Consider the following 22,657-nt stretch of genomic DNA (forward strand, 5'->3'; position numbering starts at 1 on the left):
CGGACGACGGTTCAGCAGTCGGTGCAACCGGTGACGGGATGCGGCGTGCAGCCTGCGACCGGCCCGCTCTGGCAGCAGTGCGCGCTCAGGTAGTCCAGCAGCCCGTTCATGTGACCGATGGCCGGTCGGTAGATGAGGTGGCGGCCGTCGCGCTCCTGCGTCACCAGTCCGGCATGCCCCAGTTCCTTGAGGTGGAAGGACAGCGTGGAGGCCGGCACGCCGAGCGAGGCGGACAGCACCCCCGGCGTGAGCCCGTCGGGGCCGGCGCCGACGAGCGCGCGGAAGACCCGCAGGCGCATCGGCTGCGCCAGCGCGGCCAGGGCGGCGACGGCGACGGCTTCGTCCATGCTCAACCCTTGTCCACCGGCAGCGCGAGCGTCAGCGCCCAGCAGGCCGTCAGCATGGCCGCCGAGCCCGCCAGTGCCCAGGCCAGCCCGCCCCACTGGTAGAGCAGGCCCGACAGCAGCGTGCCGACGAAGCGGCCCATGGCGTTGGCCGCGTAGTAGAAGCCGACGTCCTCCGCCGCCTTTTCCGAGCCGGCATAGGCCAGCACCAGGTAGGAGTGGATGGAGGAATTGACGGCGAAGGCGACACCGAACACGCCCAGCCCGGCCACCACCACCCACTCCAGGTGCGGCACCTGCAGCACCACCGGCACCGCCAGCGCCATCGGCACCAGCGCCAGGCCGGCCGACCACCAGCGGGCGGCCGGCACCTCAGCGCTCAGGCCGTCGCCGCTGCGCGGCACCAGCGCCGGGGCGGCGGCCTGCACCACGCCGTAGCCGATGGTCCACAACGCGAGGAAGGCGCCGACCATGGTGAAGGTCCAGCCGGAGGCGTAGAGGAACACCGGCACGCCGACGACGAACCAGACATCGCGGGCGCCGAACAGCACCAGGCGGGCGGCGGCCAGCAGGTTGAGGCCGCGCTGCTTGGCGAACAGCTCGCGCGCCGACGACGACGCCCGGCCCTTGCCCATCAGCGGCGGCACGAAGGCCACGACGCCGAGGAAGACCAGCGCCAGCAGCCCGGCCAGGGTCCACAGCGCGGCCTGGAAGCCGAGCGCCTGCAGCAGCACGCCGCCGAGGAAGAAGCCCAGACCCTTCATCGCGTTCTTGCTGCCGGTGAAGAAGGCCACCCACCTGAAGAGCCGCCCCGAGGCGTCGCCGGCGGTCGCCTTGATGGCGGACTTGCTCGCGGTCTTGGTCAGGTCCTTGGCCACGCCGCAGACGCCCTGCGCCACCACGACCCAGGCCACCGACACCGCGGCCGTCCAGTCCGGCGACAGCGCCGACAACAGCAGGAAGCCGGCGATCTGCGTGGCCAGGCCCACCGCCAGCATGCGGGCGATGCCGAAGCGGGTGGCCAGCCAGCCGCCGACCAGGTTGGCCACCACGCCCATGGCCTCGTACAGGAGGAACAGGAAGGCCAGCGTGAACGGCGAATGGCCCAGCCGGTAGAAGTGCAGCAGCACCAGCATGCGCAGCGCGCCGTCGCTGAGGGTGAAGCCCCAGTAGGCCGCGGTGACGATGGCGTAGTTCCGGGTGCCGGAGGTCATGCGGCCTCCTCAAACGCCCATCGCGTCGATGTGGCAGGCCAGGTCGACCATGCGGCAGGCGTAGCCCATCTCGTTGTCGTACCAGGCGTAGACCTTGAGCAGCGTGCCGTCGGTGACCAGCGTGGACGGCGCGTCGACGATGGCGCTGCGGGTGTCGCCGGCGTAGTCGGCGCTCACCAGCGGCCGGGTCTCGACGCCGAGGATGCCGGCCAGCGGGCCGCGGGCGGCCTCGGCGAAGAGGCGGTTGACCTCCTCGGCGGTGGTCGGACGGTTCAGCTCGAAGACGGCGTCCGTGAGCGAGGCGTTGAGCACCGGCGCGCGCACCGCGTGGCCGTCGAGCTTGCCCTTCAGCTCGGGGTAGATCAGCGTGATGGCGGTGGCGCTGCCGGTGGTGGTGGGCGCCAGGCTGAGCAGCGCGCTGCGGGCGCGGCGCAGGTCCTTGTGCGGCGCGTCGACCACGCCGTTGGTGTTGGTCGGGTCGTGGATCGTGGTGATCTGGCCGTGGCGGATGCCGAGCGCCTCGTGCACCACCTTGACCACCGGCGCCAGGCAGTTGGTGGTGCAGGAGGCGGCGGTGACGATGCGGTGCCGGGCCGGGTCGTAGGCGCCGTGGTTGACGCCGACCACGATGTTCAGCACGTCGCCCACCTTCACCGGCGCGGCGACGATGACGCGCTTGGCGCCGCGGTCGAGGTGGCCCTGCAGCGTCTCGGGGGTGAGGAATTTGCCGGTGCACTCCAGCACGACGTCCACGCCGAGGTCGCCCCAGGGGATGGCGGCGGGCCAGTCGTGGGCCGAGAAGCCGAGCCGGTGGTCGCCGATGCGGATGGCGTCGTCGCCCTCGGCTTCGATGTCGGCACGCCAGCGGCCCTGCACGCTGTCGAACTGCAGCAGGTGCGCCGTCGCGGCCGCGCCGCCCTTCAGCTCGTTGAGGTGCACCACGGGCAGCCGGTTGCCCGCACGCGGGTCGTCGGCCGGCCGGTGCGCGGCGCCCAGCGCCGCCCGCAGCGCCAGCCGGCCGATGCGGCCCAGCCCGTTGATGCCCACCCGCAGGTCGCCCGCCATCGCCTTCCCTTCGTCAATTCGATAACCGTCGAATTATTGGCGGGCGTTGTGACGGTTCCGTGACGGGCGGCGCCCCGGCCGCTGCGCGGGCGCTCAGGCGATGGGGGTGAGCTTTGCGACGCTCAGCGCCAGCCACTTCATGCCGTGGCGGCCGAAGTTGATCTGGGCGCGGGCGTCGGCGCCGTGGCCTTCCAGCGTGACCACCACGCCCTCGCCGAACTTGTTGTGGAAGACGGCCTGGCCGGTGCGCAGGCCGTGCGTCTCGCGGGCCTGCGCCATCGACGGGGGCAGCGGCGCCGGGGCGGCGGCAGCGCCCCAACCGCCCGCCCCGCCCCAGCGGCCGGGCGACGCCGCACCGCCCATCCCGCCCTTCGGGGTGATCCACTTCAACGCACCCTCGGGCAGCTCTTCCAGGAAGCGGCTCCTCACGTGGTAGCGGGTCTGGCCGTGCAGCAGCCGGGTCTGGCTGAAGCTCAGGTACAGCCGCTGGCGGGCGCGGGTGATGGCGACGTACATCAGCCGCCGCTCCTCCTCCAGCCCGTCGACGTCGGACAGGCTGTTCTCGTGCGGGAACAGGCCCTCCTCCAACCCGGTGATGAAGACGGCGTCGAACTCCAGCCCCTTGGCGGCGTGCACCGTCATCATCTGGACGGCGTCCTGCCCGGCCTGGGCCTGGTTGTCGCCGGCCTCCAGCGCGGCGTGGGTGAGGAAGGCGGCCAGCGGCGAGACGATCTCGCCGGTCTCGGCGTCGGGGGTGAGGTCGAGGCGGGCCACCGCCTCGGCACCCGGCGTCAGGTACTCGGCCGCCGGTGCCGGCAGGCGCTCGTCCGCGCTCGCCGCCTCGTCCACGGGCAGCGCCACCGCATCCTTGCCGAAGCCCTCCTGGGTGACGAAGGCCTCGGCGGCGTTGACCAGCTCGTCCAGGTTCTCCAGCCGCTCGGCGCCTTCCCGCTCGGTACGGTAGAAGTCGACCAGGCCGCTGGCGTGCACCACGTGCTCGATGATCTCGCGCAGCGTCAGGCCGCGGGTGGCGTCGCGCATGGCCTCGACCAGGCGGTTGAAGGCGAGCAGGTTGGCGCCGGCCTTGCCCGGCACCGCGCCGACGCTCTGGTACAGGCTGCGCCCGGAGGTGCGGGCGGCGTCCTGCAGCTGCTCCAGCGTGCGGGCGCCGATGCCGCGCGCCGGGAAGTTGACCACCCGCAGGTAGCTGGTGTCGTCGTTGGGGTTCTCGATCAGCCGCAGGTAGGCCAGCGCGTGCTTCACCTCGGCGCGCTCGAAGAAGCGCAGGCCGCCGTAGACGCGGTACGGGATGCCGGCGTTGAACAGCGCCGACTCGATCACCCGCGACTGCGCGTTGCTGCGGTAGAGCACGGCCATCTCGCGCCGCGGCATGCCGGCGCGGTGCAGCTGTTGCGCTTCCTCGAGGAACCACTGCGCCTCGGCGAAATCGCTAGTGGCCTCGTAGACGCGCACCGGTTCGCCCGGGCCGGCCTCGGTGCGCAGGTTCTTGCCCAGGCGCCGGCTGTTGCGCGCGATCAGTTCGTTGGCGCTGTCGAGGATGTGGCCGAAGCTGCGGTAGTTGCGCTCGAGCTTGACCACCCGGCGCACCCGGTATTCGCGTTCGAAGAGGGCCATGTTGCCCACCTGGGCGCCGCGGAAGGCGTAGATGCTCTGGTCGTCGTCGCCCACCGCGAAGGTGCCGTGGCCGGCGCGGCCGGGCGGCGAGAACATCTTGAGCCAGTTGTACTGCAGGCGGTTGGTGTCCTGGAACTCGTCGACCAGCACATGGCGGAAACGGCGCTGGTAGTGGTCGCGCACGGCGGCGTTGTCACGCATCAGCTCGTAGGTGCGCAGCATCAGCTCGGCGAAGTCGACCACGCCCTCGCGCTGGCACTGGTCCTCGTAGGCCTGGTAGACCTCGATCAGCCGGCGGGTGTGCTCGTCCTGCGGCACCAGGTCCTTCGGGCGCTGGCCGTCCTCCTTCTGACCGGCGATGAACCAGCTCACCTGCTTGGGCACGAAGCGCTCCTCGTCCAGGCCCATGCCCTTGATGACGCGCTTGACGGCCGAGACGGTGTCCCCCGCATCGAGGATCTGGAAGGACTGGGGCAGCCCGGCCAGCTTCCAGTGCGCCCGCAGGAAGCGGTTGCACAGCCCGTGGAAGGTGCCGATCCACATGCCGCGCACGTTCACCGGCAGCAGCGCCGACAGCCGGGTCAGCATCTCCTTGGCGGCCTTGTTGGTGAAGGTGACCGCCATCACCCCGCCGGGCGACACCTGGTTCGTCTGCAGCAGCCAGGCGATGCGGGTGGTCAGCACGCGGGTCTTGCCGGAGCCGGCCCCGGCCAGGATGAGCGCCGGCTCGGCCGGCAGCGTCACCGCCGCCAATTGCTCCGGGTTCAGGTGCCGCAGGAGCGGGTTGCCGTCGGCGCCGGCACCGTTCTGGAGCACACCTTCCCCCGTGTCCGCCTCCGCGTCGGCAAAGGAGAAGAGGTCGGGCGATCGGGTGCTGCTCATCGCCGGATTCTAGGAAGCCGCCGATTCCGCCCGCTCCGCGGAGCGGTCGACCCTCAGGCGCGGGAGGGACGACCACCATCCCGCGAAATTGCTGCACTGCCACTGGCTTGAGGGGGTGACAACCCGAACCCCCATGCCACACTTACTTACGCCGGCAAAAGAGCAGTAGCTGGCCTCGACGTTCCAACACCAGCTCTCCGGGGGAGTTTTCAATGAAACGCAATGTTCTGGCCGCAGCAGCGCTGCTGGCCTTCGCCGGCGCCGCAAGCGCCTCGCCCTTCGGCGTCTACGACCCGAGCCTGACCACCGGAAGCCCCAGCTTCCTGGAAAAGCTCGCCGATCCGCTGTACCCGACCATCGCGGCGCCGCAGATCGCCTTCTCGCCGAGCCCGGGCCCGGTCACGGTCCAATTCCTGGGTCATAGTGCAACCTACGAGAACACGCTGTATCAGATCAGCTGGGCCGGCGCCGTGTTTGTTAACAACACGTCCAACATCGGCGACACGGTCGTCATTCCCAACGTGACGAGCCCCGCAATTTTCACGCTGACCGTGGACCAAAACTCCAACGGCATCCTGGACAGCAACGACTACACCCTGTCCACGGGTGTCGACTTCAACCAGGTCAAGCTGATCAACGAGCAGGGCAGCACCTTCATCCTCGGCTTCGAGGACATCCTGCTGCCCGACGGCGACAAGGACTACAACGACATGGTCTTCCGTGTCACCGTGGTGCCCGAGCCGAGCACCTACGCTCTGATGCTGGGTGGCCTGGGTGTCGCCGGCTGGATGGCCCGTCGCCGCAAGCGTGCCGAATAAGCGCACCGTGCGATGACAAAAGGCGGGCTGCGGCCCGCCTTTTTCATGTCTGCACGCCACCGGTCAGCAGACACCGCCATGGCCGCCGCCGCGCCATGGTGACCCGGGCTTCGTAGAATCGGCGCCCGGGTACGCGTCGGCCGTCGCGCCTTGCGAGGCCTCCGGCCGCCAGCCGCACCCAGCAGCCATTGGGCCGCGCACTGCCACAACGCGCCGCCACGGCTCACCGCCCGTCCCGCCCTGCCGACCTTCGCAGGCCTTCCGGGGAGAGCGCGCCGAACCCTCCTGTGACCGGACGACGACGATGGACATCTTCGACTACGACAACGTGCTGCTGCTGCCGCGCAAGTGCCGCGTGAACAGCCGAGCGGAATGCGACACCTCGGTGGACTTCGGTGGGCGGCGCTTCAAGCTGCCGGTGGTGCCGGCCAACATGAAGACGGTGGTCGACGAACGGACCACCGAGTGGCTGGCCGCCAACGGCCACTTCTACGTCATGCACCGCTTCGACCTCGACGCGGTGGCGTATGCGCGCCGCATGCGCGACAAGGGCCTGTTCGTGTCCATCAGCTCGGGGGTGAAGCCGGCCGATTTCGCCGTCATCGACCGGCTGAAGGCCGAAGGCCTGGGCGCCGACTACATCACCATCGACATCGCCCACGGCCATGCCGACAGCGTGCGCCGCACCATCGAGCACATCAAGCAGCAGCTGCCGCAGGCCTTCGTCATCGCCGGCAACGTGGGCACGCCCGAAGGCGTGATCGACCTGGAGAACTGGGGCGCGGACGCGACCAAGGTCGGCATCGGGCCCGGCAAGGTGTGCATCACCCGGCTGAAGACCGGTTTCGGCACCGGCGGCTGGCAGCTGTCGGCCCTGAAGTGGTGCGCGCGTGTGGCCAGCAAGCCCATCATCGCGGACGGCGGCATCCGCGAGCACGGCGACATCGCCAAGAGCGTGCGCTTCGGCGCCACCATGGTGATGATCGGCTCGCTGTTCGCCGGCCTGGAGGAGTCGCCCGGCAAGACGGTGGAAGTCGACGGCAAGCTCTACAAGGAGTACTTCGGCTCGGCGTCGGACTTCAACAAGGGCGAGTACAAGCACGTCGAAGGCAAGCGCATCCTCGAGCCGATCAAGGGCACGCTGGCCGACACGCTGCGCGAGATGCAGGAGGACCTGCAGAGCTCGGTGTCCTACGCCGGCGGCGTGCAGCTGGCCGACCTGCGCAAGGTCAACTACGTCATCCTCGGCGGCGAGAACGCGGGCGAGCACCTGCTGATGTGAAGCGGCCCGGGGCTCGGCGCCGGGCCCGGGCAACGACGGCGGTGGTACGTCATGCCCTACCTACAATCCCCGCCTTCGCGCGCGCCCGCGCCGCCGTCCCTCGCCGCCCGCCCGTCATGACCGACCTCGCCAAGTCCTTCGAACCCGCCGCCATCGAGTCCCGCTGGGGACCGCTGTGGGAGCAGAGCGGCGCCTACGAGCCGACGCTGGACGAGACGCGGCCTTCCTTCGCCATCCAGCTGCCGCCGCCCAACGTGACGGGCACGCTGCACATGGGGCACGCGTTCAACCAGACCATCATGGACGCGCTGACCCGCTACCACCGCATGCGGGGCTTCAACACGCTGTGGGTGCCGGGCACCGACCACGCGGGCATCGCCACCCAGATCGTCGTCGAGCGCCAGCTGCAGGACCAGGGCCAGAGCCGCCACGACCTCGGCCGCAAGAACTTCGTCGCCCGCGTGTGGGAATGGAAGGAGCAGTCGGGCTCCACCATCACCCGGCAGATGCGGCGCCTGGGCGCTTCGGTGTCGTGGCAGCACGAGTACTTCACCATGGACGAGAAGCTCTCGCCGGTGGTGACGGACACCTTCGTCAAGCTGTACGAGGAGGGGCTGATCTACCGCGGCAAGCGGCTGGTCAACTGGGACCCGGTGCTGAAGTCCGCCGTCTCCGACCTGGAGGTGGAAAGCGAGGAGGAGGACGGTTTCCTCTGGCACATCCGCTACCCGCTCGACGACGGCTCTGGCGAGCTGGTCGTGGCCACCACGCGGCCGGAGACCATGCTCGGCGACACCGCGGTGATGGTGCACCCCGAGGACGAACGCTACACCGCCTTCGTCGGCAAGCAGGTGAAGCTGCCGCTGACGGGCCGCCTGGTGCCCGTGATCGCCGATGCCTACGTGGACAAGGCCTTCGGCACCGGCGTGGTCAAGGTGACGCCGGCGCACGACTTCAACGACTACGCGGTCGGCCAGCGACACGGCCTGCCCGTCATCGGCATCCTCACGCTGGACGCGAAGACCACCGACGACGTGCCCGAGCCTTACCGCGGCCTGGACCGCTTCGTCGCGCGCAAGAAGGTCGTCGCCGACCTCGAGTCGCAGGGCCTGCTGGTCGAGACCCGCAAGCACAAGCTGATGGTGCCGCGCTGCGCGCGCACCGGGCAGGTGGTCGAGCCGATGCTGACCGACCAGTGGTTCGTCGCCATGAGCAAGCCGGGCGCGAACGGCAAGTCCATCGCCGAGGAAGCCATCGAGGTGGTGCAGGACGGCCGCGTCAGGTTCGTGCCCGAGCAATGGGTGAACACCTACCACCAGTGGATGAACAACATCCAGGACTGGTGCATCAGCCGCCAGCTCTGGTGGGGCCACCAGATCCCGGCGTGGTACGGCGCCGGCGGCGAGATCTTCGTGGCGCGCAGCGAAGAACAAGCGCGAGCCAAGGCCGAGGCGGCCGGCTACGAGGGCGAGCTGACCCGCGACGAGGACGTGCTCGACACCTGGTACTCCTCGGCCCTGGTGCCCTTCTCCTCGCTGGGCTGGCCGAAGGAGACGAAGGAGCTGTCGCTGTTCCTGCCCTCCACCGTGCTGGTCACCGGCTTCGACATCATCTTCTTCTGGGTCGCCCGGATGATCATGATGACGGTGCACTTCACCGGCAAGGTGCCGTTCAAGGACGTCTACATCCACGGCCTGGTGCGCGATGCGCAGGGCAAGAAGATGAGCAAGTCCGAGGGCAACGTGCTCGACCCGGTGGACCTGATCGACGGCATCGCGCTGGAGCCGCTGCTGGCCAAGCGGACCACCGGCCTGCGCCGGCCGGAGACCGCGCCCAAGGTGCGCGAAGCGACGAAGAAGGAGTTCCCCGACGGCATTCCCGGCTACGGCGCCGACGCGCTGCGCTTCACCTTCGCGGCGCTGGCCAGCCTGGGTCGCAACATCAACTTCGATCCCAAGCGCTGCGAGGGCTACCGCAATTTCTGCAACAAGCTCTGGAACGCCACCCGCTTCGTGCTGATGAATTGCGAGGGGCAGGACTGCGGGCTGGCCGAACACACCAAGGCGCAATGCGCACCGGGCCAGCCCTTCCACGGCTACCTGCAGTTCAGCGCCGCCGACCGCTGGATCACCAGCGAGCTGCAGCGGGTCGAGGCGGCGGTGGAGAAGGGCTTCGCCGACTACCGCCTCGACAACGTCGCCAACGCCCTCTACTCGTTCGTCTGGGACGAGTACTGCGACTGGTACCTGGAGATCGCCAAGGTGCAGCTGCAGACCGGCACCGAGGCACAACAGCGTGCCACGCGGCGCACGCTGATCCGCGTGCTGGAAACGGTGCTGCGCCTGCTGCACCCCATCACGCCCTTCATCACCGCCGAGCTGTGGCAGACGGTCGCCCCGGTGGCCGGTCGTGCGACCGATTCGCTGGGCGGCATCGTCACCGCGGCCTACCCCAAGGCCCAACTCGACCGGGTCGACGACAAGGCGGACGCCTGGATGGAGCGCCTGAAGGGCCTGGTCGCCGCCAGCCGCAGCCTGCGCGGCGAGATGAACCTCTCACCCGCCGAGCGCGTCCCGTTGCTGGTCACCGGCGACGACGACTTCGTCGGCGCGGCCGCACCGCTGCTGAAGGCGCTGGCACGGGTGTCCGAGGTGCGCATGCTGGACGACGCGGCCTTCGCCGCGGCCACGCAGGCGGCGCCGGTGTCGATGCAGGGCCCGCTGCGGCTGGCGCTGCACGTCGAGATCGACGTCGAGGCCGAACGCGCGCGGCTGGCCAAGGAGGTCGCTCGCCTCGAGGGCGAGATCGCGAAGGCGCAGGCCAAGCTGGCCAATGAGAGCTTCGTGGCGCGGGCGCCGGCGGCCGTCGTCGCCCAGGAGCAGCAGCGGCTGGAGGACTTCAGCCAGACGCTGCGCCGGCTTCGAGATCAAGCGAGTCGTCTGGCGCCGTCGGCCTGAACTCGGCGCGCGGCGCCGGGGTGCTGCCGGTCAGCAGCTCGTCGATGCGCCGCGCCACGGCCCAGGCCGCCCGCACCCGCGATTCGCGGGTGGTGCTGGCCACGCGGGGCGTCACCTGCAGGGTGTCGATGTCGGCCAGCGGCCGGCCCGGTTCCAGCCAGCCGGGCTCCAGGCTGTCCAGCCAGGCGGCCGACATGCGGCCCGAATGGAGCGCGTCGGCCAGCGCGGCCTCCTCGAACAGGCCCGACGGGCTGATGCTCACCAGCACCTGGTTCGGCCGGCACAGCGACAGGTAGCGCTCGCCGAGCAGGCCGCGGTAGCGGCTGAAGTAGCCGAGCTGCACGCACACGCCGTCGCTCTGCTCCATCAGCTCGCGCAGGCCCAGGGGTTCGACGCCCCAGCGGGTCCACACCGGGTCGTTGGCGTGCACCGCCGGGTCGTAGCCGACCACGCGGGCGCCGAAGCCGGCGAGCAGCTGGGCCAGCGAGCGGGCGGTGGGCACCAGGCCCACCAGGCCGATGGTGGCGCCACCCAGTTCGCGGCCGACCAGCAGGCCCTCTTCGTTGACCACCGGCACCCGGCGCAGCATGGCCAGCAACGCGCCGATCATGAACTCCGCCTCGGCCAGCGCGGTGGCGGTGAGGCTGCGCACCACCTCCACGCCGGCGCGCGCGCAGGCGGTGAGGTCGATGTTCTCGGCGCCGGCGCTGACCCGGCCCACCGCCTTCAGCACCGGCGCGAAGTGCAGGGCCTGCGCGTCCAGCGCGGTCGACGGCGGGATGACCAGGCCGCGCACGTTGAACAGGGCCTGGCGGAAGGCCCGCGGGTCGCCCGCCAGTTCCGGCGCGTAGCGCACCGGGTGGCGGTCGGCCAACCAGCGCATGACCTCCGGGTCGAGGGGTTCGAGGATGAGCACCGACATCGGGGACGGGCGTGGCTCAGTCGCGGGGGTTGCGCACGGCAAGTGCCACAATGAATCTCGTCACCACAGCGGGCCCGTTAAGAAATGTTAGTGCAGAAAGCCATTTTCCCCGTGGCGGGGCTCGGCACCCGGTTCTTGCCGGCCACCAAGGCGCAGCCCAAGGAAATGCTGCCGGTCGTGGACAAGCCGCTGATCCAGTACGCCGTGGAGGAAGCCTACGCGGCCGGGGTGCGGGAGATGATCTTCGTGACGGGCCGCCACAAGCGGCCGATCGAAGACCACTTTGACATGACCTTCGAGCTGGAAGTAGCCCTTGAACAGGCGGGCAAGCAGGAGCTGCTGGACATCGTGCGCACGGTCAAGCCGCGCGACATGGAATGCATCTACGTCCGCCAGTCGCAGGCGCTCGGCCTTGGACATGCCGTGCTGTGCGGGCAGCGCCTGGTGGGCAACGAGCCGTTCGCCGTGCTGCTGGCCGACGACCTGATGGTGGGCGAGCCGCCGGTGCTCAAGCAGATGGTCGACCAGTTCAACGACTGGCACGCCAGCATCCTGGCGGTGCAGGAAGTGCCGGCCGAGCACACCAAGCGCTACGGCATCGTCGCCGGCACCCCGGTCAACGATCGCCTGACCGACGTCAGCCGCATCGTCGAGAAGCCGGCGCCCGCGGACGCGCCCTCGCGCCTGGGGGTGGCCGGCCGCTACATCCTCACGCCGGGCGTGTTCCGCGAGATCGCCAACCAGCCCCGCGGCGTGGGTGGCGAGATCCAGCTCACCGACGGCATCGCCGGCCTGCTGCGCCGCGAGAAGGTCTTCGCCTACGCCTACCAGGGCAAGCGCTACGACTGCGGCAGCAAGGAAGGCTTCCTGCAGGCCAACGTCGAGCTGGCGTTGCAGCACGCCGACCTGGGCCCGGGGTTCCGGGACTACCTGAAGACGCTCGAGCTGTGAGCCGTCCCGGTCGCACCTAGCGGGCCCAGCGCCGGGCCGCCCCCGAGCCGGCCCGCGTTTGCCCTCGGGGGACCGCTCGGCGTCCTCGCCGGGCGAGGGGCAGACATTCAGCGGCGCCGCAGGTAGTGGACGAACTCGTCGCTGCCCTGCGCCTGCTCCAGCAGTTCGTTGCCGGTCTGCTTGGCGAAGGCCTGGAAGTCGCGCATCGAGCCGGGATCGGTGGACACCACCTTCAACACCTCGCCGCTGGCCATGTCGGCCAGGGCCTTCTTGGCCTTGAGGATGGGCAGCGGGCAGTTCAGGCCGCGGGTGTCGATTTCCTTGTGGGCGTCCATGCGTGGTGTCGACGTGGTGAGGGCAGGGATCAGTTGGGGTCGAGGAAGCGAGGCTCGTGGCCGCGGGCACGCAGCCAGTCGGCCATCGCGTAGCCGGTGCCGGCACGCCAGCAGCGGATGTCCTGCGGCGCCAGCAGCTTGTACTCCGCCAGCTCGGGCGACAGCCGGATCTCGCCGCGCGCCTGCACGGCGTAGGCGATGATGACCTGGTTCATGCGCAGGAATTCGTAGACGCCGATCAGCGAGACGCTGTCGCACTGCAGGGCCGTCTCTTCGGCCACCTCGCGCCGAATGCCGTCCTCGGGCGACTCGCCGGCCTCCATGAAGCCGGTGATGAGCGCGAACATGCGGTGCGTCCAGGCGGCGTTGCGGGCCAGCAGCACCCGGCCCTCGCGGTCCACGCACTCGACCACGGCGGCGAGCACCGGCGTCGGGTTGTTCCAATGGGTGTAGTCGCAGGCGGTGCAGCGCAGGCGTTCCTTCGGGCCGCTGTCTTCCTCTTCGCTGCGCAACGCCAGCGGCGCCGCGCACTGCGGACAGAACCTGAAGGTCATGCAGGGAAGACGCCCGTCGACAGGTACCGGTCGCCGCGGTCGCAGACGATGAAGACGATCGTCGCGTTCTCCACCGTCTGCGCCAGCTGCAGCGCGGCCCAGCAGGCCCCCGCCGCGGAGATGCCGGCGAACAGCCCTTCCTCGCGTGCCATGCGGCGGGCCATGTCCTCGGCGTCCGCCTGGGTGACGTAGACCAGTTCGTCGACCGCCTCGCGGTCGTAGATCTTCGGCAGGTAGGCCTCGGGCCACTTGCGGATGCCGGGGATGCGGGAGCCTTCCGATGGTTGTGCGCCCACGATGCGCACCGACGGCTTCTTCGACTTCAGGTGGTGCGACACGCCGGTGATGGTGCCGGTGGTGCCCATGGCGCTGACGAAGTGCGTGACCCGGCCCTCGGTGTCGTGCCAGATCTCGGGCCCGGTGGTCTCCTCGTGGATGCGCGGGTTGTCGGGGTTGGCGAACTGGTCGAGCACCCGACCCTTGCCGTCCTTCTGCATCTGCTCGGCCAGGTCGCGCGCGTACTCCATGCCGCCGGAGCGCGGCGTCAGGATGAGCTCCGCACCGAAGGCCTTCATCGTCTGCGCCCGCTCCACCGACAGGTCCTCCGGCATGATGAGCAGCATGCGGTAGCCGCGAATCGCCGCCGCCATCGCCAGTGCGATGCCGGTGTTGCCCGAGGTGGCCTCGATCAGCGTGTCGCCGGGGCGGATGTCGCCGCGCTCCTCGGCACGACGGATCATGCTGATCGCCGGCCGGTCCTTCACCGAGCCGGCCGGGTTGTTGCCCTCCATCTTGGCCAGCAGCACGTTGCCGCGGCGCTCGTTCTCGGCACCGGGCAGGCGGACGAGGCGCACCAGCGGGGTCTGGCCGATGGTGTCTTCCAGGGTCTTGTAGGCAGGCATGCGGGCAGGCAAGAGGGGCTGCTTCCATTGTGGCAGCAGCCCCGGCGACCCTGCAGGACCGCGTGGCATACTGCGCCGCCCTGGCCGACGACCCTGTCGTCCGGCCGCCGGCAGCCCCGGCCCGCGTGACGAAATCGGTAGACGTAGCGGATTCAAAATCCGCCGCCGCAAGGCGTGCCAGTTCGAGTCTGGCCGCGGGCACCACCGGACCCTCGCAGGCGCTTCGGACCGAGCGGTGAACCTGTCGCGGGTCATGGCCTCGAAGGCTCTCACTCTCACGCCGCCCGATGCCGCCCCTGCCCCCCGTCACCAAGTTCCTGTTGTTCGCCTGCACGGCGGTGTTCTGCCTGCAGCTGCTGTCGGGCATGGGCATGCTGCCGCTGGAGCTGTGGCTGGCGCTGTGGCCGCTGGAGTCGGGGCGGTTCCTGCCGTGGCAGGTGCTGACCTACGCCTTCCTGCACGGCAGCTTCGGCCACCTGTTCTTCAACATGCTGGGCCTGTGGACCTTCGGCAGCGAGCTGGAGCGGCTGTGGGGTCCGCGACGCTACATCCACTTCCTGATCGCCAGCGTGCTCGCCGCCGCCGCGGTGCAACTGATCTTCACGTCGGTGATCGGCAGCCTGTCGCCGACGGTGGGCGCCTCCGGCGGGCTGTACGGGCTGCTGCTCGCCTTCGGCCTGCTGTTCCCCAACCGCACGCTGATGCTGCTGATCCCGCCCATCCCGATGAAGGCGAAGTGGTACGTGCTCGTCTTCGGTGCGCTCGAGCTGCTGCTGGGCCTGACCGGCGGCATGGGCGTGGCCCACTTCGCCCACCTGGGCGGCATGCTGGGCGGCTACCTGATGATCCGCTACTGGCGGGGCAAGCCGCCCTTCGGCGGTCGCGGCCCACGCCGGGTGCGGTAGGCGGCCCGACCGCCGCGCCGCAGGGTCCCCAGCCTCCCCGGGGGCACCCGGGACCCGCTGGCGCGCGGGTACACATCGTGCTGTGATGCGGGCGTGGGCCGGCCGCGGCATCTTCCGCCGGCGCCCGCCGATGAGGAGGTCGCCGATGCGCCCGTTCCATCCCGCGCCGTTGCAGCGCCACGCCGCCGCCTGGCTGTTGGCCTCCCTGCTCACCGCCCTGTTGCTGCTGCCGTCGGCGGCCCGCGCGCAGGCCACCGCCCCGGCCCAACCTGCCGACCCCCAGGTGCAGGCGCTGACGCGTGCCAGCGACGCCGTCGTCGGCCTGAGGGTGGAGGCGGTGGAGGGCGCGCCGTCCACGCAGACGCTCGGCCGACTGCGACGCGGCTCGGGCGTGGTCATCGGCGACGACGGGCTGGTGCTCACCATCGGCTACCTGATCCTGGAGGCCGAGCAGGTGCAGCTGGTGCTGGACGACGGGCGGGTGCTGCCGGCCCGGGTCGTCGCCTACGACCAGGCCACCGGCTTCGGGCTGGTGCAGTCCTTGACCCCGCTGCGGCTGGCGCCGGTGCCGCTCGGCGAGGCCCGGCCGCTGGCGGCGGGGGAGCCGATGATGGTGGTCAGCGGCGGCGACGGCGCGGCCATCACCGTCGCCCGGCTGGTGTCGCAGCGCCGCTTCACCGGCTACTGGGAGTACCAGATCGAGCAGGCGCTGTTCACCGCACCGGCGCGGCCGGACCACAGCGGCGCCGGGCTGTTCAGCCAGCGGGGCGAGTTGCTGGGCATCGGCTCGCTGCTGGTCCGCGACGCCATGGGCGCCGACGGCCCTGCCATGGTGGGCAACATGTTCGTGCCGGTGGACCTGCTCAAGCCCATCCTGGCCGAACTGCGCACCCAGGGCCGCTCCAGCGCCAGCCGCCGCGCCTGGCTGGGCCTGAACTGCGTCGAGCAGGCCGGCAGCGTGCAGGTCATGCGACTGGCTCCCGACAGCCCGGCACAGGCGGCGGGCGTGCAGCCCGGTGACCGCATCGTGGCGCTCGACGGCCGGCCGGTCACCGACCTGGCCTCGCTGTGGCAGGCGGTGTGGGCGGGGCAGGTCGAGCGCGAGGTGACGCTGGACATCGTGCGCGGCGAGCGGCCGACCCAGCTGCGCCTGAAGGCGGTGGACCGCGAGCAGACGCTGTCGCGGGCCAAGGGCATCTGAACCGGCGGCCGCGGTCCGCTAGGGGGCCGGGGGCGGTGCCGCCCGCAGCGCCTGGTCCACCGTGGGCCAGCGCAGGCGCAGTCGCAGCTCGCGCTTCAGGCGCGCGTTGCGCAGCCGGCGTGATTCCGACAGGAAGCTCATGCGCATCGGCGACAGCGTGCGTTCCGCTTCGGCGCGGCCGATCCGCGGCGGCGGCGGCAGGCCGCACAGCGCGGCCACCTGCACCGCCTGGTCACCGGCCGTGCGGTCGGTGTCGTCCGCGACGTTGACCACCCGCTGCGGCCGGCCACGGAACAGCGCCAGCACGCAGGCCCGGGCCAGGTCGTCGGCATGGATGTGGTTGGTGTGCACGTCGTCTTCCGGCCGCAGCACCGGCGTGCCGGCACGCACCCGCTCGCGCGGGTCGCCGCCCTGGCGGTCCAGCGCGTAGATGCCGGGGATGCGCAGCACCGTCACCGCCGTGCCGCCGCTGCGCCCCCAGGCACGGAGCCGGCGTTCGGCGTCCACCCGTCGGCGAGCCCGCGGCGTCGCCGGGGCCGGTCGCCGGGTCTCGTCGACCCAGGCGCCACCGCAGTCGCCGTAGACCCCGCTGGTGCTGCCATAGACCAGGCGCGCGGGCGCCGTGCCTCGCGACAGCGCCTGCAGCAGGCGCCGCGTGCGCGGGTCGGTGTCGCCTTCACCGGGCGGCGGTGCGAGGTGCAGCACCGCCGGCGCCAGGCCGGCCAGCCGCACCAGCGTGGCCGGCGTGTCGAGGTCGCCGCGCAGCGGCACGACGCCGGCCGCGCGCAGCGCGGGCGCGCGTTCTTCACTGTGCGTCAATGCCAGCAGCCGCAACCGTCCGTTGAGCTGTCGCGCCACCCGCAGGCCGACATCGCCGCAACCGACGATGAGCAGCGCGCGGCGCCGGAAGCGGGCGGGAAGGGACATGAAGTGGGCGGGCAGAATCGCAGGCAGTGTAGACAGGCCCGACAGGGCTGCACCCTGCCCCACCATGAGCTTCACCGTCACCGTCCAGCCCGCCGGCCGCAGCTTCTCCGTCGACCGCGACGAGGCGCTGCTGGCCGCCGCCATCCGCCAGGGCGTCGGCCTGCCCTACGGCTGCCGCGACGGCGCCTGCGGCTCCTGCAAGAGCAAGCTGCTTGAGGGCCGCGTCATCCACGGCGCGCACCAGCTCAAGGCCCTGACGCCGGAGGAGGAAGCCGCCGGCCTGGTGCTGACCTGCTGCGCCACCCCGCAGACCGACTGCGTGCTGCAGGCCCGCACCGTGCCCGGCGCCGGCCAGTACGCGGTCCAGAAGATGCCGGTGCGTGTGACGTCCATCGACAAGCCCGCCCCCCGACGTGGCGCTGCTCAGGCTGCAGCTGCCGGCCAACGTGGTGTTGCAGTACCACCCCGGCCAGTACGTCGAGTTCCTGCTCAAGGACGGCGAGCGGCGCAGCTACTCGATGGCCAATGCGCCGCACACCCAGCAGGAGGTGCCCGGCATCGAGCTGCACGTCCGCCACATGCCCGGCGGCCTGTTCACCGACCAGGTCTTCGGCACGATGAAGCCGCGCGACATCCTGCGCATCGAGGGCCCCTTCGGCAGCTTCTACCTGCGCGATGCGGCGACGAAACCCATCGTCCTGCTGGCCAGCGGCACCGGCTTCGCGCCGATCAAGGCCATCCTCGAACACATGAAGCACAAGGCCGACAAGCGGCCGGTGGCGCTGTACTGGGGTTGCCGCAGCCGACGCGACCTCTACCTGCACGACTGGGTGCAGCAGATGGAGCGCGAGCTGCCGCAGCTGCGCTACGTGCCGGTGCTGAGCGAAGCGCGGCCCGAGGACGGCTGGCGCGGCCGCACCGGCCTGGTCCACCAGGCGCTGATGGCCGACATGCCCGACCTCCGCGGCCACCAGGTCTACGCCTGCGGCGCGCCCATCATGGTCGAGTCGGCGCAACGCGACCTGGTGGCGCAGTGCGGGCTGCCGGCCGACGAGTTCTACGCCGACAGCTTCACGTCGAAGGCGGACAAGCTGGGCTGAAGCGCTGCAGCAGCTGCACCGCCACCCCCAGCGCGATCACCGCCGGCTCCTTGCCCTCGAGACCCGGCACGCCCACCGGGCAGACCAGCCGCCCCGTGTCCAGCCCGCGCGCCTGCAGCCGCCGCTCGAAGCGGGCGCGCTTGGTGGCCGAGCCGATGAGGCCGACGTAGCCCAGGTCACCGCGCTGCAGCGCGGCCTGCACGATGCGCAGGTCGAGGTCGTGGCTGTGGGTCATCACCAGCACGGCGGCGCCCGCCGGCGCGTCGGCCACCTCGTCCTCCGGCGCGTCGCTGCGCAGCGGCTGCACATGCGCCGGCAGGTCGGTGGGGAACACCGCCTCACGGCCGTCGACCCACTGGATGCGGCAGTCGATGTCGGCCAGCGCCCGGACCAGCGCCGCGCCGACGTGGCCGGCGCCATGCAGCTGCAGCACGAAGCGCACGGCCGGCTCCGGCCAAGCCGCCAGCGCCGCGGCGTCCAGCGGTGCATGGCGCAGCACCATTGCGCCGCCGCAGCACTGGCCGAGGCTGGGGCCGAGCGCGAAGCGCTCGACGCGCACCGACAGCGGCTCGTTGCGCTGCAGCGCCTCGCGCGCGGCGGCGATGGCCTGCAGTTCGAGGTGCCCGCCGCCGAGGGTGCCGGCCAGCGCACCATCCTCGGCCACCAGCAGTCGGGCGCCGGCCTCGCGGGGCGCGGAGCCCTGTGCCTGGTCGACGCTCACCACGACGGCACGCCGGCCCTTCAGGCGCCAGTCCTCGGCCAGCCCGCGCAGCGCGGCCTCGTTCATCGTCAGCCCGCCGAGCGCACCGCCTCGACGGCCCGCAGGATGGCCTCGGGCGTCGCCGGAGCGTCCAGCGGCGGGTCGGCCTGCGGCCCGCCCGATGCGGCCACCGCATCGCGCAGCGCCAGCCACACCGAGAACGCCAGCAGCAGCGGCGGCTCGCCCACCGCCTTGCTGCGGTGGATGCTGTCCTCGGCGTTGGCGTTGTCGAACAGCGCCGCCTTCAACACGCCCACGTCGTTGGCCGTCGGGATCTTGTAGGTGCTGGGCGCGTGCGTCAGCAGCTGGCCGGTCTGCGGGTGCCAGACCAGCTCCTCGGTGGTCAGCCAGCCCATGCCCTGCACGAAGGCGCCCTCGACCTGGCCGATGTCCAGCGCCGGGTTGAGCGAGCGGCCGACGTCGTGCAGCAGGTCGGCCTGCAGCAGCCGCCATTCGCCCGTGAGCGTGTCGACCAGCACCTCGCTCACGGCGGCGCCGTAGGCGAAGTAGTAGAAGGGCCGGCCGGTGAGCGTCTTCGCGTCCCAGTGCAGGCCGGGGGTGGCGTAGAAGCCGTCGGACCACAGCTGCACCCGGCGGGTGTAGGCCTCGCGCGCCAGCGCGGCCAACGGCAGGCGGTGGCCGCCGCCGTGCACCGCGTCGCCGTGGAAGCTCAAGCGCTCCGCCGGCACGCCCAGCCGGTCGGCGGCCACCGCGGCCAGCCGCTCGCGGATGGTCAGCGCGGCCGCCTGCGCGGCCTTGCCGTTCAGGTCGGCGCCGGTGGACGCGGCGGTGGCCGACGTGTTGGCCACCTTGTGGGTGTCGGTGGCGGTCACCCGCACCTTCTCGAAGCTCACGCCCAGCGCTTCGGCCACCACCTGGGCGACCTTGGTGTTCAGGCCCTGGCCCATCTCGGTGCCGCCGTGGTTCACCAGCACCGAGCCGTCCTGGTACAGGTGGACCAGCGCGCCGGCCTGGTTCAGGTGCGCCAGGTTGAAGGAGATGCCGAACTTGACCGGGCTGAAGGCCAGGCCCTTCTTCAGCACCGGACTCTTCGCGTTGAAGGCGGCCACCGCCTCGCGTCGCCGGCGGTACTGGCTGCTGGCGAGCAACTCGTCGGTCAGCGGCTGCAGCACGTTGTCGGTCACCGGCTGCCGGTACGGCGTGACGTGGCGCTCGCCGACGCCGTAGTAGTTGAGCCGCCGCACGTCCACCGGGTCGCGGCCGAGGAAGCGGGCCACCCGGTCAACGACATGCTCGATGGCGATGGCGCCCTGCGGACCGCCGAAGCCGCGGAAGGCGGTGTTGCTCTGGGTGTTGGTCTTGGCGCAGAAGCCGTGCATGGCCACGTTCGGCAGCCAGTAGGCGTTGTCGAAGTGGCACAGCGCGCGGCCCAGCACCGCGCCGCTCAGGTCGGCCGAATGGCCGGCGTTGGCGATCAGCGTCACCTCGGCGGCCAGCAGCCGGCCCTCGTTGTCGAAGCCGACGGTCCAGTCGTACTCGAAGCCATGGCGGCGGCCGGTGACGAGGAAGTCGTCGTCGCGGTCGGGCCGCAGCTTGACCGGCCGCTGGAGCTTCTGCGCCGCCAGCGCGGCCACGCAGGCGAACAGCGCCGACTGCGATTCCTTGCCGCCGAAGCCGCCGCCCATGCGCCGGCACTCCACCTGCACCGCATGCACCGGCAGCGCCAGCACGTGGGAGATGGCCACCTGCATCTCGCTGGGGTGCTGGGTGGAGCAGTGAACCTTCACCCCGCCGTCGTCGACGGGCAGCGCATAGCTGACCTGGCCCTCGAGGTAGAACTGCTCCTGCCCGCCCACCGACAGCCGGCCCTGCAGCACATGCGGCGCGGCCTTCATCGCCGCCTGCGGGTCGCCGCGGGTCAGGTGCATCGGCGCCAGCACGTACTGGCCGAGGGCATGCGCCTCGCGCGGGTCGAGCACCGGGGTCAGCGGCTCGACGCGGACCATGTCCTTGGCCAGCGCGGCGGCGCGGCGGGCGGCCTGCCGCGTCTCGGCGATCACCGCGAACACCGGCTGGCCGAGGTGGCGCAGCTCGGTGGCCGGGTCGTCGGTCGTCAGCGGTGCCAGCACCGGGTCGTCGTGCACCACGGGGCCGCAGTCGTTGAGGCCCGGCACGTCGGCCGCGGTGAGCACCGCCACCACGCCGGGCATCGCGCGCAGCCGCTCGACGTCGATGCCCAGCAGCCGGCCGCGGGCGACCGGCGACAGGCCGAGCGCCGCGTGCAGGGTGCCCTGCACCTCGGCGATGTCGTCGGTGTAGGTGGCCCGCCCGCTGACGTGCAGCGCCGCCGACTCGTGCGGGCGCGAGCGGCCGACCACCGGAACGGCGGCCTCGGCCTCGGTCAGCGGCAGGTCGATCGGGTTGTTCATGTCGTCACCTCCGGCCGCAGGCCCTGCCAGACCTGCAGCTGTTCGGCGGCCAGCGGCGCGTCGAGCCGCGTGGACAGCCAGAAGCGCCGCAGCAGCGCCGCCGCGGTGGTGCGGCGGTAGTCCGCGCTGGCGCGCAGGTCGGTCAGCGGCCGGAAGTCCGCGGCCAGCGCGGCGCAGGCGGCCTCCACCGCCGTCTCGTCCCAGGGACGGCCGAGCACCGCCGCCTCGGCCGCGGAGGCCCGGCGCACGGTGGCGGCCATGCCGCCGTAGGCGAAGCGGGCGACGCGCACCACGCCGGCCGCGTCCAGCTCCACCCGCAGGCCGGCGCACACCGCCGAAATGTCGCTGTCGAACCGCTTGGACAGCTTGTGCACCTGCAGCCGCTCGGCCGCGGCCGGTGCCGGCACCTCCACCGCCTCGACGAACTCGCCGGGCTGCAGGTCGTTCTTCTGGTAGTCGAGGTAGAAGGCCTCCAGCGGCAGGCGGCGGCTGGCGGCGCCCCGGCGCAGCAGCAGCGTGGCGTCGAGCGCGATCAGCAGCGGCGCGCTGTCGCCGATGGGCGAGCCGTTGGCCAGGTTGCCCACCAGCGTGCCGGCATGGCGCACCGGCGGCGACGCGAAGCGCAGCCAGTGCGTCTGCACCTGCGGGCGCTGCGCGGTGAGCGCGGCGTAGGCGTCCTCCAGCGGCACCGCGGCGCCGATGCGCAGGGCGCCGCCGGGCAGCGGCTCGATGCGCTGCAGTTCGGCCACCCGGCCGACGAAGAGGATGTCGCCCAGCTCGCGGTGCTGCTTGTTCACCCACAGCCCGATGTCGGTGCAGCCGGCGAGCAGGCGCGCACCGGGATGGGCCTCGCGCAGCGCGGCGAACTGCGCGAGGCTGCGCGGCGCCCAGAAGCGGCGACCGTCGGCTTCATAGGCCAAGGGCGCGTCGCCCGCGAGGGTGTCGAGGGCTGCGACGAGCGCCTCGCGGTCCAGCCGCCGGGCCGGCGCGTCGAACATCGCCTCGCCCGCGTCGAGGATGGGCCGGTAGCCGGTGCAGCGGCAGAGGTTGCCGGCCAGGTCGTCGGCGAGCTGCTGCCGCGTCGGCCGGCTGCCGGCGGCGGCATGGCGTTCGTAGGTGGCCACCAGGCTCATCACGAAGCCGGGGGTGCAGAAGCCGCACTGCGAGCCGTGGCAGTCGACCATGGCCTGCTGCGCCGGGTGCAGCGCGCCGGGGTCGCCCACGTCCTCCACCGTCAGCACCGCCTTGCCGTCCAGCGCCGGCAGGAACTGGATGCAGGCGTTGACCGGGCGCAGCGCCAGGCCGCCGCCGGCGACGCGCTCGGCCACCACCACGGTGCAGGCGCCGCAGTCGCCCTCGGCGCAGCCCTCCTTGGTGCCGGTGCAGTGGGCGTCCTCGCGCAGCCAGTCGAGCAGCGTGCGGGTGGTGGCCGCGTCGCCGACCTGGACGGTCTGCCCGCGGTGGACGAAGCGGATCGGGCGGGTGGAAGGTTCAGCCATGGCGGGTCCAAGAT

17 protein-coding genes, 1 tRNA gene and 3 pseudogenes are annotated in these 22,657 nt (G+C 71.5%); 9 read left to right on the forward strand and 12 right to left on the reverse strand.

Translation table 11 applies throughout. The features are described from left to right. Positions 1 to 11: 11 nt before the first annotated feature. The 4 genes from LRS07_RS20395 to LRS07_RS20410 form a co-directional block, all read right to left on the reverse strand. A complete protein-coding gene (locus LRS07_RS20395; RefSeq protein WP_260499746.1) occupies positions 12 to 347 on the reverse strand; it encodes an ArsR/SmtB family transcription factor in 336 nt (111 codons plus the stop codon). A gap of 2 nt (positions 348 to 349) precedes the next feature. Continuing rightward, on the reverse strand, positions 350 to 1,558 hold the full coding sequence (gene arsJ / locus LRS07_RS20400) for an organoarsenical effux MFS transporter ArsJ (RefSeq protein WP_260499747.1): 1,209 nt from the start codon (positions 1,556 to 1,558) through the stop codon (positions 350 to 352). A gap of 9 nt (positions 1,559 to 1,567) precedes the next feature. Then, a complete protein-coding gene (locus LRS07_RS20405) occupies positions 1,568 to 2,611 on the reverse strand; it encodes an ArsJ-associated glyceraldehyde-3-phosphate dehydrogenase (protein WP_260502186.1) in 1,044 nt (347 codons plus the stop codon). A gap of 105 nt (positions 2,612 to 2,716) precedes the next feature. Next, positions 2,717 to 5,140, reverse strand: coding sequence for a UvrD-helicase domain-containing protein (locus LRS07_RS20410; protein ID WP_260499748.1), 2,424 nt, complete (start codon positions 5,138 to 5,140; stop codon positions 2,717 to 2,719). Between the two features lie 212 nt (positions 5,141 to 5,352). Between LRS07_RS20410 and LRS07_RS20415 the strand changes: the two are divergent. The 4 genes and pseudogenes from LRS07_RS20415 to LRS07_RS20425 all read left to right on the forward strand — a co-directional run. Further along, positions 5,353 to 5,856 (forward strand): annotated as a pseudogene (locus tag LRS07_RS20415) (DUF4114 domain-containing protein); the annotation flags it as partial. A 6-nt stretch (positions 5,857 to 5,862) separates the two neighbouring features. Continuing rightward, a pseudogene (locus LRS07_RS22385) lies at positions 5,863 to 5,958 on the forward strand (PEP-CTERM sorting domain-containing protein); the annotation flags it as partial. Between the two features lie 304 nt (positions 5,959 to 6,262). Beyond that, complete coding sequence (locus LRS07_RS20420) at positions 6,263 to 7,240, forward strand: GMP reductase (protein WP_260499750.1); 978 nt, start codon at positions 6,263 to 6,265, stop codon at positions 7,238 to 7,240. A 116-nt stretch (positions 7,241 to 7,356) separates the two neighbouring features. Then, positions 7,357 to 10,197 carry a valine--tRNA ligase gene (locus LRS07_RS20425; protein ID WP_260499751.1) on the forward strand — a complete coding sequence of 947 codons (2,841 nt, stop codon included), beginning with the start codon at positions 7,357 to 7,359 and terminating at the stop codon, positions 10,195 to 10,197. On the opposite strand, the gene LRS07_RS20430 is transcribed toward LRS07_RS20425, so the two are convergent. Then, on the reverse strand, positions 10,139 to 11,119 hold the full coding sequence (locus LRS07_RS20430; RefSeq protein WP_260499752.1) for an NAD(P)-dependent oxidoreductase: 981 nt from the start codon (positions 11,117 to 11,119) through the stop codon (positions 10,139 to 10,141). The genes LRS07_RS20425 and LRS07_RS20430 overlap by 59 nt on opposite strands. 84 nt (positions 11,120 to 11,203) lie before the next feature. On the opposite strand from LRS07_RS20430, the gene galU reads away from it, so the two are divergent. After that, positions 11,204 to 12,070 (forward strand): UTP--glucose-1-phosphate uridylyltransferase GalU, encoded by an 867-nt coding sequence (gene galU / locus LRS07_RS20435; RefSeq protein ID WP_260499753.1) that lies wholly within the window; start codon positions 11,204 to 11,206, stop codon positions 12,068 to 12,070. 107 nt (positions 12,071 to 12,177) lie between these two features. Here the strand turns inward: galU and LRS07_RS20440 are convergent, their stop codons facing one another. Genes LRS07_RS20440 through cysM form a run of 3 tightly spaced genes read right to left on the reverse strand, consistent with a single transcriptional unit; the run spans position 12,178 to position 13,861 of the window. Continuing rightward, positions 12,178 to 12,405, reverse strand: a complete 228-nt coding sequence (locus LRS07_RS20440) for a sulfurtransferase TusA family protein (protein ID WP_260499754.1) — start codon at positions 12,403 to 12,405, stop codon at positions 12,178 to 12,180. A gap of 29 nt (positions 12,406 to 12,434) precedes the next feature. After that, positions 12,435 to 12,959, reverse strand: coding sequence for an NUDIX hydrolase (locus LRS07_RS20445; protein WP_260499755.1), 525 nt, complete (start codon positions 12,957 to 12,959; stop codon positions 12,435 to 12,437). Next, the gene (cysM, locus tag LRS07_RS20450) at positions 12,956 to 13,861 is read right to left on the reverse strand and encodes a cysteine synthase CysM (RefSeq protein WP_260499756.1); all 906 of its coding nucleotides are present in this window, start codon (positions 13,859 to 13,861) and stop codon (positions 12,956 to 12,958) included. Before cysM ends, LRS07_RS20445 begins: the two co-directional genes overlap by 4 nt. A gap of 119 nt (positions 13,862 to 13,980) precedes the next feature. On the opposite strand from cysM, the gene LRS07_RS20455 reads away from it, so the two are divergent. The 3 genes from LRS07_RS20455 (at position 13,981) to LRS07_RS20465 (ending at position 15,967) form a co-directional block, all read left to right on the forward strand. Next, positions 13,981 to 14,065, forward strand: a tRNA-Leu gene (locus LRS07_RS20455). Positions 14,066 to 14,148: 83 nt separating this feature from the next. Then, positions 14,149 to 14,766 carry a rhomboid family intramembrane serine protease gene (locus tag LRS07_RS20460; protein WP_260499757.1) on the forward strand — a complete coding sequence of 206 codons (618 nt, stop codon included), beginning with the start codon at positions 14,149 to 14,151 and terminating at the stop codon, positions 14,764 to 14,766. A 145-nt stretch (positions 14,767 to 14,911) separates the two neighbouring features. Next, positions 14,912 to 15,967 carry a S1C family serine protease gene (locus tag LRS07_RS20465; protein ID WP_260499758.1) on the forward strand — a complete coding sequence of 352 codons (1,056 nt, stop codon included), beginning with the start codon at positions 14,912 to 14,914 and terminating at the stop codon, positions 15,965 to 15,967. An 18-nt stretch (positions 15,968 to 15,985) separates the two neighbouring features. On the opposite strand, the gene LRS07_RS20470 is transcribed toward LRS07_RS20465, so the two are convergent. Further along, positions 15,986 to 16,894 (reverse strand): NAD-dependent epimerase/dehydratase family protein, encoded by a 909-nt coding sequence (locus tag LRS07_RS20470; RefSeq protein ID WP_260499759.1) that lies wholly within the window; start codon positions 16,892 to 16,894, stop codon positions 15,986 to 15,988. 64 nt (positions 16,895 to 16,958) lie between these two features. Here LRS07_RS20470 and LRS07_RS20475 point away from each other — a divergent pair. Then, positions 16,959 to 17,994: pseudogene (locus LRS07_RS20475) on the forward strand (CDP-6-deoxy-delta-3,4-glucoseen reductase). Here LRS07_RS20475 and xdhC read toward each other — a convergent pair. Genes xdhC through xdhA form a run of 3 tightly spaced genes read right to left on the reverse strand, consistent with a single transcriptional unit; the run spans position 17,966 to position 22,643 of the window. Next, a complete protein-coding gene (gene xdhC / locus LRS07_RS20480; protein WP_260499760.1) occupies positions 17,966 to 18,781 on the reverse strand; it encodes a xanthine dehydrogenase accessory protein XdhC in 816 nt (271 codons plus the stop codon). The pseudogene LRS07_RS20475 and the gene xdhC sit on opposite strands and share 29 nt — an antisense overlap. A 2-nt stretch (positions 18,782 to 18,783) precedes the next feature. Next, positions 18,784 to 21,144 (reverse strand): xanthine dehydrogenase molybdopterin binding subunit, encoded by a 2,361-nt coding sequence (gene xdhB, locus LRS07_RS20485; RefSeq protein ID WP_260499761.1) that lies wholly within the window; start codon positions 21,142 to 21,144, stop codon positions 18,784 to 18,786. Then, positions 21,141 to 22,643 (reverse strand): xanthine dehydrogenase small subunit, encoded by a 1,503-nt coding sequence (gene xdhA, locus LRS07_RS20490; RefSeq protein ID WP_260499762.1) that lies wholly within the window; start codon positions 22,641 to 22,643, stop codon positions 21,141 to 21,143. The genes xdhB and xdhA overlap by 4 nt, the downstream gene beginning before the upstream one ends. Positions 22,644 to 22,657: the final 14 nt, after the last annotated feature.

The organism is Aquabacterium sp. J223, assembly GCF_024666615.1.
In the GTDB taxonomy this organism is placed as follows: domain Bacteria; phylum Pseudomonadota; class Gammaproteobacteria; order Burkholderiales; family Burkholderiaceae_C; genus J223.

Coding starts and splice junctions, on each gene's coding strand:
- LRS07_RS20395 (WP_260499746.1), bottom strand. CDS start 347: ATGGACGAAGCCGTCGCCGTCGCCGCCCTGGCCGCGCTGGCGCAGCCG.
- xdhC (WP_260499760.1), bottom strand. CDS start 18,781: ATGAACGAGGCCGCGCTGCGCGGGCTGGCCGAGGACTGGCGCCTGAAG.
- arsJ (WP_260499747.1), bottom strand. CDS start 1,558: ATGACCTCCGGCACCCGGAACTACGCCATCGTCACCGCGGCCTACTGG.
- xdhB (WP_260499761.1), bottom strand. CDS start 21,144: ATGAACAACCCGATCGACCTGCCGCTGACCGAGGCCGAGGCCGCCGTT.
- LRS07_RS20460 (WP_260499757.1), top strand. CDS start 14,149: ATGCCGCCCCTGCCCCCCGTCACCAAGTTCCTGTTGTTCGCCTGCACG.
- LRS07_RS20470 (WP_260499759.1), bottom strand. CDS start 16,894: ATGTCCCTTCCCGCCCGCTTCCGGCGCCGCGCGCTGCTCATCGTCGGT.
- xdhA (WP_260499762.1), bottom strand. CDS start 22,643: ATGGCTGAACCTTCCACCCGCCCGATCCGCTTCGTCCACCGCGGGCAG.
- galU (WP_260499753.1), top strand. CDS start 11,204: ATGTTAGTGCAGAAAGCCATTTTCCCCGTGGCGGGGCTCGGCACCCGG.
- LRS07_RS20440 (WP_260499754.1), bottom strand. CDS start 12,405: ATGGACGCCCACAAGGAAATCGACACCCGCGGCCTGAACTGCCCGCTG.
- LRS07_RS20465 (WP_260499758.1), top strand. CDS start 14,912: ATGCGCCCGTTCCATCCCGCGCCGTTGCAGCGCCACGCCGCCGCCTGG.
- LRS07_RS20420 (WP_260499750.1), top strand. CDS start 6,263: ATGGACATCTTCGACTACGACAACGTGCTGCTGCTGCCGCGCAAGTGC.
- LRS07_RS20410 (WP_260499748.1), bottom strand. CDS start 5,140: ATGAGCAGCACCCGATCGCCCGACCTCTTCTCCTTTGCCGACGCGGAG.
- LRS07_RS20425 (WP_260499751.1), top strand. CDS start 7,357: ATGACCGACCTCGCCAAGTCCTTCGAACCCGCCGCCATCGAGTCCCGC.
- LRS07_RS20430 (WP_260499752.1), bottom strand. CDS start 11,119: ATGTCGGTGCTCATCCTCGAACCCCTCGACCCGGAGGTCATGCGCTGG.
- cysM (WP_260499756.1), bottom strand. CDS start 13,861: ATGCCTGCCTACAAGACCCTGGAAGACACCATCGGCCAGACCCCGCTG.
- LRS07_RS20445 (WP_260499755.1), bottom strand. CDS start 12,959: ATGACCTTCAGGTTCTGTCCGCAGTGCGCGGCGCCGCTGGCGTTGCGC.